The sequence below is a fragment of the Dysgonomonas sp. 521 genome (genome assembly GCF_010501055.1).
In the GTDB taxonomy this organism is placed as follows: Bacteria; Bacteroidota; Bacteroidia; order Bacteroidales; family Dysgonomonadaceae; genus Dysgonomonas.
Genome location: NZ_QVMO01000082.1, coordinates 17,717 through 26,704, shown reverse-complemented (window position 1 = coordinate 26,704; position 8,988 = coordinate 17,717). Strand labels below are relative to the sequence as shown.

Here is an 8,988-nt window from a genome sequence, read left to right as displayed (position 1 = left end):
TCTTTACAAGATACTAAAAATCAAGGTCTTATCCAAAAAATCAACCATCTATTTTGCTGATTGTCAGTAAAATAGATTTTTTGTCATGTACTAAAAAATATTTTTTTAAATATTTGCTTATACCCTATTGTTGAATATATAATTATCTGTAAATCAAATAATATTATTATACTCCGTGAAACTCCGTGCGACTCTGTGGTTAAAAAGTCAAGATGAGTTCTTTATTATCTATCTACAAAACTGTCCTTTATTAATGTGTATAATCTGTTTTTATTATATAATTCCATAAGGATATTCCTGTTGTGTTGTATATCATCAGCGCTTAACGGTTCGTCAATATCTTTTTGGGTTATGCTTTCCAGTTCGAATACAACCAGATTGTGGTTTCTTGCCCATCGAAGTACCGGATTGCGGTAAGACAAGAATACCTTCGCGCCTAAGTATAAAGATATAAGTATATTGCCTATCGCTTCCTGCCTCCAGTTTCCATAAATTGCCACACTAACACTTGTCAACAACCGATTGTAATCCGCCAGCGGCATGAAGTCTGTCAGCGGGTAAAAATTGTCTCTTAAAAGCTTTTTACCGCTTGCAGTAACAGATTTTATATAGCCTTCTTTTCCTGAATAACTAAGAGGCACTACCACTTTACGGCCTGCAATATCCAGTCCTGACAGAATAGTCATAGCATACTCATGATTGTTGGTGTGGGATGCGGAGTTACCTATCTGTATATTATTCCCGTCAATATATTTGCTTATCAATTCATCGCCAAGCACTACATCTATGGGATAATAAAAGAAGTCGCGCCACGGGATATGGTTCAACTGAGGGTAATATTCCATCAGCATATCATAGTCGTTCTCGGTAGTGTCTGTTACAATGTAGTTGATCCTTTCATTTATAAATTTAATATTCCTCGCTGCCCTTATCTTTTCCCTTATTTTATCGTAAGGAATAGAGAAGAATTTGCCAATCCTGCCCGAACGGTAATAGCCACTATTTTTATCAATCATTTCGAAACCCTTCGGTTCCAAAAGCTTATTGTATAAATCCGCTCCCCATATTATCCAATATACAGGTATGTCTTTCGGGTAGAATTTCCTGACAAATTTCATTTTCCTGCTGTTCATGTAATGAATGACAACAGATGTAATATTTAAATCATTCATTTTCTGTTCGAATGCCAGATAAGGGATTACATTTTCCCCTTCCCGTACAAACTTGAATTTTTTACGGGTAAAAACCACGAACAGGTTATCCTTAGGAAATACGCTTTCAAAAAGGTCTATCGTCCTGTTGATAATCTTTTCATCGTGTACCAAATGTAAGATCATACCGATGTGCTTATTTAAAGATTGAATAGTTTGCTTAATTTTATATTTGGGCATCATAAAGCATTCTACCGAAATAGAAAATTTAAGTTCAGTCGGGGCAAAAGTAAGGATTTTTGCAGAATAATAAGGCTAAGAAACTGTTCAAATTTTATACGAATTTTATACGAATATTTTATTATACCTTTTTCTTCGTTCATTTTTAGTCTGTTTTCGGATGTTTTTTCCTTTCTCTCAACTCAACCAACGGTCACAGGAGCGAAGCGTATGTAAATAAACATCTCTAAAACATCTCTAAAAATTTGAACGAATAAAATTTAAACAGTTTCTAAACAGAAAGAAAAAGAGAGCCTTTGTATAAAGGCTCTCTTCTGTGTATGCGAAAAGGATTTTTAGCCGATATAAGCTAAAACCTGATTTTTCTGTACTTTAGCACCCTGTTTGGTTTCTATCTGGATAATCTTACCGGAAGCAAGTGCTTTCACTTCTTCAATGCCGTAATAGGTCTGAACGAAGCAAACCACATCGCCTTCTTTTACCGGTGTGCCAACTACCGGAGCAGTAGATACATCATCCACATCCACCTGCCAGATAACCTGACCTGTAACAGTAGATTGTACCGGTTTTGCATCCGGATATTTAGCCTGAATAGCTTCCGCATCGAATGCAGGAACTTCAATTACCTGACGTGTAACGATAATCGGAGCGCCGGCTTTTTCTTTTTCTTTTTCAAGGTCTACATTGAAACGCTCTTTGGCCAGTCCTGACTTGTAGTCGCGGTATTGGCGGTCGTGCATAGCCAGTTCGAACAGCTCTTCATCATCCTGTCCGTAATCCCAGCCGTTTGCATCCATTTCTTTACGGTACTCATCCAGCGCGTCAGGATATTCGTCCTGAGGATTTCCTGTATAGAATTCAAGACCTTTAGACTTAGCCAGTTCAACGATTTCATCGTCCAGTTTGCCCGGAAGTGTACCGGTCTTGCCCAGAATCATATTCCAGCTGTCTTTGTCGATATTGGAGAAACGAGGTTGCCCCTGAGCCATAGCGAAGATATTCATCAGGGCGATATTCTTCACATACTGGCTGAATGGTGTTACCAGTGGCGGATAACCAAGTTTAGGCCATATATATTCTACTTCTTCAAACAACTGTACTACAAGGTCGTTCAACGTAACTTCTGCTTTTCCGTTGTTGCGAAGCGCCATATTGATAGCCGAATGCATACCTCTGAGGTCGGCCATCATCGATCCCATCATACCTCCCGGCAGGCCACAACCTACAAGCAGTGAGTTCATCACTTTGTTTGAAGGGTCGATCCAGTATCCTAAGAAATCGTCTATAAATGACTGAGTCAACGCACGGGCTTCCATATAGGCGTTCATATTGATGTCAGGCACAGAGAATCCCGCGTCTTTCAGCATGGCTTGTATAGTGATAACGTCAGGGTGTACCATACCCCAGGCTAACGGCTCTATGGCAGTATCCACATAGTCGGCTCCGGCACGCGCTACTTCAAGCATGGAAGCGACAGAGAATCCCGGGCCTGTATGTCCGTGATACTGGATAGGTATATTCGGATGGCGGTCTTTAAGCGCTTTTACCAGTTTTCCCAAGAAAGCCGGACGGCCTACACCTGCCATATCTTTCAAACAGATTTCGTCAGCTCCGAATTCCACCAGTTTGTCAGCAAAGTTTACATAATACTCTACAGTGTGGATAGGAGAAGATGTGATACAAAGGGCAGCCTGTGAAATCATACCTGCTTCTTTAGCATATTTCACTGATAATTCCAGGTTGCGGGGGTCGTTCAATCCGTCGAATGAACGGGATATATTGGTTCCTTGTGCATGTTTTACTTTAAACATCAACTGGCGCACGTCTTTTGGCACTGGATACATACGCAATGCGTTAAGTCCGCGCTCAAGCATGTGTGTCTGGATACCTACTTTGTTGAAAGGTGCTGTCCATTCACGAACTGCTTTATTTGGGTTTTCCCCATAGAGCAGGTTTACTTGCTCAAAAGCACCGCCATTAGTTTCAACACGGGCAAAACAACCCATATCAATAATTACAGGTGCAACTTGTGTTAGCTGGTCAACACGCGGCTGGTATTTTCCCGATGATTGCCACATGTCACGATAAACGAGGCTGAATTTAATTTCTCTTCCCATAACTTTATTTAGGTATTATACTGATAAGAACTGTATAAAACAAAGATTATACAAGCTCTAAATTTATTAATTCAATTTTATTAGTCGTTTTGCGAGACTCGGCATAACATGAATTTTCAATCCGGTTCTGCTCTCACTATTTAAAACGTTCAATATCACTAGTTGTTTTCCCGCAATGCATAACTCAAGCAAACCTGCTTCTTCGATCCCTGCTTAACGACAACATTCATTTATTGTATATCAATCTCTTAATAGCCTCACAAATTTAGCTTTTTATATCTGAATAAATAAACAAAACCGATATTAAAATTGTCAATTTGTCATAAAAAAAATGTAATGTTTCGGCTTTTCCTGCAATCCATTTTTGTTTTGCACACAAATAAGGAAAGTGAGCAGTCTTTTTGCTTTTTAAGTCCTCTCGTTTTGGTATTTACAGATAGCAATTTGCAGGTAATACAAAATCATTTTTCGTCCAGGCAACCAAATGCCTGTTTTGTTTCTACAAATTATCATCTGGAAATTTTACTGATTACTTATAAGGCGGTCTTTGATATAATAGCAGGATAAAAAAGGAAACACATAAAACAACCGGAAAGAGTCACTTTTGTCACTTTTTAACAATATCCTTGCGGATTACTTTCGTCTTTCGGATTTATAATCCGAAAATTGCTAATAGCGAGTTTAAAATCCGCAGTTATAACGGAAGGACTTTCTCCTTTATATATTGTTGACTGCTAACAGTTGACTGTTAACTGAAAAATCCTACCTTTGTAAGCTAAAATATAAAAAATGGATAGTACCAGACAGCAAAAAATAAACAGGCTTATACAAAAAGAGTTGAGCGAAATATTCAGAAAAGAAACGCAGCAGATGCGCGGTGTACTTGTATCGGTAAGTACTGTACGTGTGACTCCCGATCTGGGGCTGGCGAAAGTGTATCTGAGCATATTTCCGTCCGAGCAGGCCAAAGACCTGCTTGCCAATATAAAAACCAATGTAAAGACCCTGCGCTTCGACTTGGGGCAAAAGGTAGGAAAACAATTACGCGTAATACCCGAACTGGCTTTTTATCTGGACGATTCGCTGGATTATCTGGAAAATATAGACAGGCTTCTGGGTACGGATAACAATAAAAAGGAAGAATAACCTTGAACCTGCCGCTGCACATAGCCCGCCGCTATCTTTTTGCGAAGAAGTCGCATAACGCGATCAATGTCATATCTATGATATCGGTCTGTGGGATAGCTGTTGCCACAATGGCTTTGGTTTGTGCATTGTCTATCTTCAACGGGTTTACCGATGTCGTAGCCAGAACGTTTAGTGCTTTTGACCCCGAGTTGCAGATCAGCCCAGTTAAAGGTAAGGTGTTTGACCCTACCGGAACTAAGATAGAGCAGGTGAAGGCGTTGCCCGAAATAGCATTTACTTCCGAGTCTCTGGAAGAGAACGCCCTGATAAAGTTTGCCGACAGGCAGGAACCTATAGTATTGAAAGGTGTTTCGCCCGGTTTTGAAAAAATGGCGAACATTGACAGACTGATTATAGATGGTAGCTTTACCTTGCGGGAGGGCGATGTAGAAAACGGCGTAATAGGGGCAGGATTGGCAATGTTTTTGGGAGTGAGGGCAGGATTCATCGAGCCGGTTGAACTCTATGTACCCAAACGTAACGAACGCATCAATCTGGCTAATCCTTCTACTGCCTTTACCCAGTCCGAAGCTTTTGTAAGAGGAGTGTTTGCGCTTAACCAACAGAAATATGACGACCAGTTGTTTATCGTATCCATAGACCTTGCCCGCGAGTTGCTGCGATACGAAAAGGAAATATCATCTTTGGACATCAAGGTAAAAGACGGTTACGATATAGATAAGGTGCATAGCAAGATAAAGTCGATACTTGGCGATGAAGGGCTGGTAGTCAAAAACAGGTTTGAACAACAAGCTGACCTGTACCGCATGGTAAACGTAGAGAAATGGGTTACTTTCCTTATCCTGTCCATTATCCTTATCATAGCGGTTTTTAATGTGGTTGGCTCACTGACGATGCTCATCATAGAAAAAGATGAGGATGTAAGGATACTGAAAAGCCTAGGCGCTAATAATAAACTGATTACGAGGATATTCCTTTTTGAAGGCTGGCTTATAACGCTTGTCGGCGCTATATCGGGGCTTGTTATCGGGCTTATAATCTGTTTATTACAGCAACATTTTGGGCTACTCAAACTTGGCTCTACTCCCGGAGCTTTTGTTATCGACGCCTATCCCGTTTCGGTGCAGGCTTGGGATATTGTCCTTATCTTTATTACAGTGAATATTATCGGATTCCTCGCCGTTATTTATCCGGTCAACAACCTGAGAAAACGCTTATAGGATCAGTTGCCAGAACTCTACGTCAATCAGCTTGCCGAACTTGACGCCCGATTCCCTGAAATTTCCTACACGTTCGAAATTGAACTTCTCATGAAGCCTCTGGCTGGTTTTGTTAGGCAATGAGACGACACCTATCAGCGAATGGATGTTTATCTTACAGGCACGCTCTATCAGCTCCCGATATAATATGGAGCCCACACCGTTGCCTATCGCTTTATGGTCTAGGTAGACGCTTGTTTCCAGTGTTATGTCATAAGCCACACGTTCGCGCCAGTTGCTCAGGTAGGCATAGTCGGTTATCTCGCCGTCTTCTTCGTACACAATGTAAGGGAAGCCCTTCGCCGTTATTTTCCTGATCCGTTCCTGTATTTGCTCCTCCGAGAGGGTATCATATTCGAAGGTTATTATCGTTTCCTCAATGTAGTGGTTGTAAATCTCAGCTATCCGTTTAGCGTCGGCTAATGTGACATCTCTTATCATCTGTTATAGAATTTAGCTTCATATCTTAGGAAGTCGTCAAAGTTGCCGTCACATTCTATATATGGGAATTCCTTATTTGTCTCCTGCTTCATCGACCATGTCAGATGAACCACGGTATAATGATTTTCATTGTCCTTGTGCTGACATAGTATATCATCTGTCCCTTCCCTGTGCGCAATTACTTTTACCTCTACGTGATAGAGTAGATGACCATCAGGAAGTTCTCTCTGTAGTTCGTTATGAAGTGAGGCAGCTTTTTGGACTTCTGATACAAACCATCCTTCCGGTAAAAGTTCTGATAAGTTATCAGTCATAACGTTATTCCCCAGTATAAGGTGGTATTTCCTGAGCCTGATTCTGAAGCATCGGTTCAGTGGCAACAATGCTGTCCACTATAAACTTGGTATATCCCCGCCACGGCAAAGCCCCGTAATATTCCTTATAGTGCAGCTTTACATTCTGTCCGCTAAGCGACATCAGTTTTACGGCCAATGTTTTGTCTTCTACAGAGAACTGGAACTCATTCGATTGCAAGCCTTGTTGTCCCGGGCGGAATCCCGATTGTATCAACTCCCCCTCATAGGTCTTAAATATAATACCCTTATGCTTTACATTGTTCAGTATACCGGCTTTTACACCCGAGTCGCTGTAAGGCACATAGTACCATATATACCCGAATATAAGCAGGCCTGCTATAATCACTGTCAGAATAATAAAAATAACCTTCTTTGCCATAATATGAATGTGTAAAATGATGGAACAACAAGTAAGATGTTTTGTTCAGAAGACAAAGATATTCATATTTTTAGACTATTTTTGTTCTGCCGTTTAAAAATGAAACAGTATTAACCGAATATTCTATGAATATAGAAGAACTCAGAGAGTATTGTATATCAGTCAAAGGTGCGACAGAAGGTTTTCCTTTCGATGAAAAGACCTTAGTATTTAAGGTTATGGGCAAAATGTTTGCCTATGTAGGCCTTGAACCTAAAGATGGGATATTCAAGGTAAACATGAAATGTAATGAGGAAAAGTCTGCCGCCTTACGTGAAAAATACCAAGGGGTGGAACGGTGTATTCATACCACTTCTCTCACATGGAATGTCGTTTGTCTGGGCAGTGACGTTCCTGACGATCTGATTAAAGGATTGATATCTCATTCGGTAGATGAAGTAATCAAAGGATTATCGAAGAAAAAGCAGGAAGAATACCGCAGTATGTAACCGAAAAAGTAAAGAAATGATTATAAAAGACGCTCAATTTGTTATAAGCAATACCGACTATAGGAAATGCCCTCAGGATGGGAAACCCGAATATGCATTTATCGGACGGTCGAACGTAGGTAAATCGTCCCTGATAAATATGCTTACCAACCGGAAAGGTTTGGCAATGACATCCTCCAAACCCGGAAAGACCCAACTGATAAACCATTTTATAATAAACGACGAATGGTATCTGGTAGACCTTCCCGGATATGGTTACGCCCAGCGCGGAAAAGAGGGCAGGGAACAGATACGGAAGATCATAGATAATTATATACTGAACAGGGCTGAACTGACATGCCTCTTTTTACTATTGGATTGCCGCCATGAGCCACAGAAGATCGACCTCGATTTTATCAACTGGCTGGGCGAAGAAGGCGTACCTTTCGCCATTGTATTTACCAAGACAGATAAAATAGGCAAAGTCCGTCTGAGAGAGAATGCAGATATCTATATGAACAAGCTGCGTGAGACATGGGAAGAACTTCCAACTATATTCTATACCTCTTCCGAACAGCGGATAGGCGGGGAAGAAATACTAAGTTATATAGAACAGATAAATAAAGACCTGAAATAAGTATGAAAAAGCAACCGGAGATTTCCATATATATGCAGAAGGCTATTGAGTGGGCAAAGAAAAGTGTGGAAAAAGGAGGAGGCCCGTTCGGAGCCGTTATAGTAAAAGACGGGGTAGTAGTCGCTCAGGGATACAATTGTGTTACACTCCACAACGACCCTACAGCCCATGCCGAAGTAACGACCATACGCAAGGCATGCAAAAAGCTGAAAACATTCGACCTTTCAGGCTGCGAAATATACACCTCCTGTGAACCATGCCCGATGTGCCTGTCTGCTATTTACTGGGCGCACATTGATAAGATATATTACGGCTGTACGAAAACTGACGCGAAGAATATCGGGTTCGACGACTCTTTTATCTATGACCAGATTGACCTGAAACCAGAAGACAGGGCGATCCCGTCCATCAATATGATGCAAAAAGAGGCATTGGAAGCATTTCGCTTATGGGACGAAAAAGACGATAAGACCAAGTATTAGGCATAGTCTCAATGTTATTTCCGGATATTTTGCTTTTTCTTAAAAAAATGTCTGTCGGATGAGTATAAACCGAAAAGTATATTGTCTTATATAATGCGAATCAAGGGTTAAATGTGCCGTTAGGCACATCATATTGGTAGAAACATGAATGAAATTCGTTTTTTTTGTGCCGTCAGGTACAAAATGTGAATTGTTCTGTAGATATTGCGTACCTGACGGCACGCAATTAACCGGTTAAAGCTTCTTTCTACCAACATTCAGTCCCTAAAGGGACAAAAAATAGCACATTTGACCCTTGATTCGCATAAAT

General features: G+C 40.7%; 10 protein-coding genes. 5 read left to right on the top strand and 5 right to left on the bottom strand.

The features are described from left to right. Positions 1-224 precede the first annotated feature (224 nt). The gene (locus D0T84_RS18120; RefSeq protein ID WP_163309270.1) at positions 225-1,337 is read right to left on the bottom strand and encodes a TDP-N-acetylfucosamine:lipid II N-acetylfucosaminyltransferase; all 1,113 of its coding nucleotides are present in this window, start codon (positions 1,335-1,337) and stop codon (positions 225-227) included. Between the two features lie 389 nt (positions 1,338-1,726). Beyond that, positions 1,727-3,508 carry a biotin/lipoyl-containing protein gene (locus D0T84_RS18115; protein WP_163309269.1) on the bottom strand — a complete coding sequence of 594 codons (1,782 nt, stop codon included), beginning with the start codon at positions 3,506-3,508 and terminating at the stop codon, positions 1,727-1,729. Between the two features lie 789 nt (positions 3,509-4,297). On the opposite strand from D0T84_RS18115, the gene rbfA reads away from it, so the two are divergent. Then, a complete protein-coding gene (rbfA, locus tag D0T84_RS18110; protein WP_163309268.1) occupies positions 4,298-4,654 on the top strand; it encodes a 30S ribosome-binding factor RbfA in 357 nt (118 codons plus the stop codon). A 2-nt stretch (positions 4,655-4,656) separates the two neighbouring features. Then, positions 4,657-5,877 carry an FtsX-like permease family protein gene (locus D0T84_RS18105; protein ID WP_163309267.1) on the top strand — a complete coding sequence of 407 codons (1,221 nt, stop codon included), beginning with the start codon at positions 4,657-4,659 and terminating at the stop codon, positions 5,875-5,877. On the opposite strand, the gene D0T84_RS18100 is transcribed toward D0T84_RS18105, so the two are convergent. From D0T84_RS18100 to D0T84_RS18090, 3 genes are read right to left on the bottom strand one after another with little or no spacing between them, the layout of a single operon-like run. Next, positions 5,872-6,357 (bottom strand): GNAT family N-acetyltransferase, encoded by a 486-nt coding sequence (locus tag D0T84_RS18100; protein ID WP_163309266.1) that lies wholly within the window; start codon positions 6,355-6,357, stop codon positions 5,872-5,874. The two genes, D0T84_RS18105 and D0T84_RS18100, sit on opposite strands and share 6 nt — an antisense overlap. After that, on the bottom strand, positions 6,354-6,671 hold the full coding sequence (locus D0T84_RS18095) for a hypothetical protein (protein ID WP_163309265.1): 318 nt from the start codon (positions 6,669-6,671) through the stop codon (positions 6,354-6,356). Before D0T84_RS18095 ends, D0T84_RS18100 begins: the two co-directional genes overlap by 4 nt. 4 nt (positions 6,672-6,675) lie before the next feature. Beyond that, positions 6,676-7,092, bottom strand: a complete 417-nt coding sequence (locus tag D0T84_RS18090) for a hypothetical protein (protein ID WP_163309264.1) — start codon at positions 7,090-7,092, stop codon at positions 6,676-6,678. Positions 7,093-7,217: 125 nt separating this feature from the next. Here D0T84_RS18090 and D0T84_RS18085 point away from each other — a divergent pair, with 125 nt between their 5' ends. The 3 genes from D0T84_RS18085 to D0T84_RS18075 are packed head-to-tail and all read left to right on the top strand — an operon-like array spanning position 7,218 to position 8,678. Beyond that, positions 7,218-7,580, top strand: coding sequence for an MmcQ/YjbR family DNA-binding protein (locus tag D0T84_RS18085; RefSeq protein WP_163309263.1), 363 nt, complete (start codon positions 7,218-7,220; stop codon positions 7,578-7,580). Positions 7,581-7,596: 16 nt separating this feature from the next. After that, positions 7,597-8,196 (top strand): ribosome biogenesis GTP-binding protein YihA/YsxC, encoded by a 600-nt coding sequence (gene yihA, locus D0T84_RS18080; protein ID WP_163309262.1) that lies wholly within the window; start codon positions 7,597-7,599, stop codon positions 8,194-8,196. A gap of 32 nt (positions 8,197-8,228) precedes the next feature. Further along, positions 8,229-8,678 (top strand): nucleoside deaminase, encoded by a 450-nt coding sequence (locus tag D0T84_RS18075; RefSeq protein WP_163309271.1) that lies wholly within the window; start codon positions 8,229-8,231, stop codon positions 8,676-8,678. Positions 8,679-8,988 lie beyond the last annotated feature (310 nt).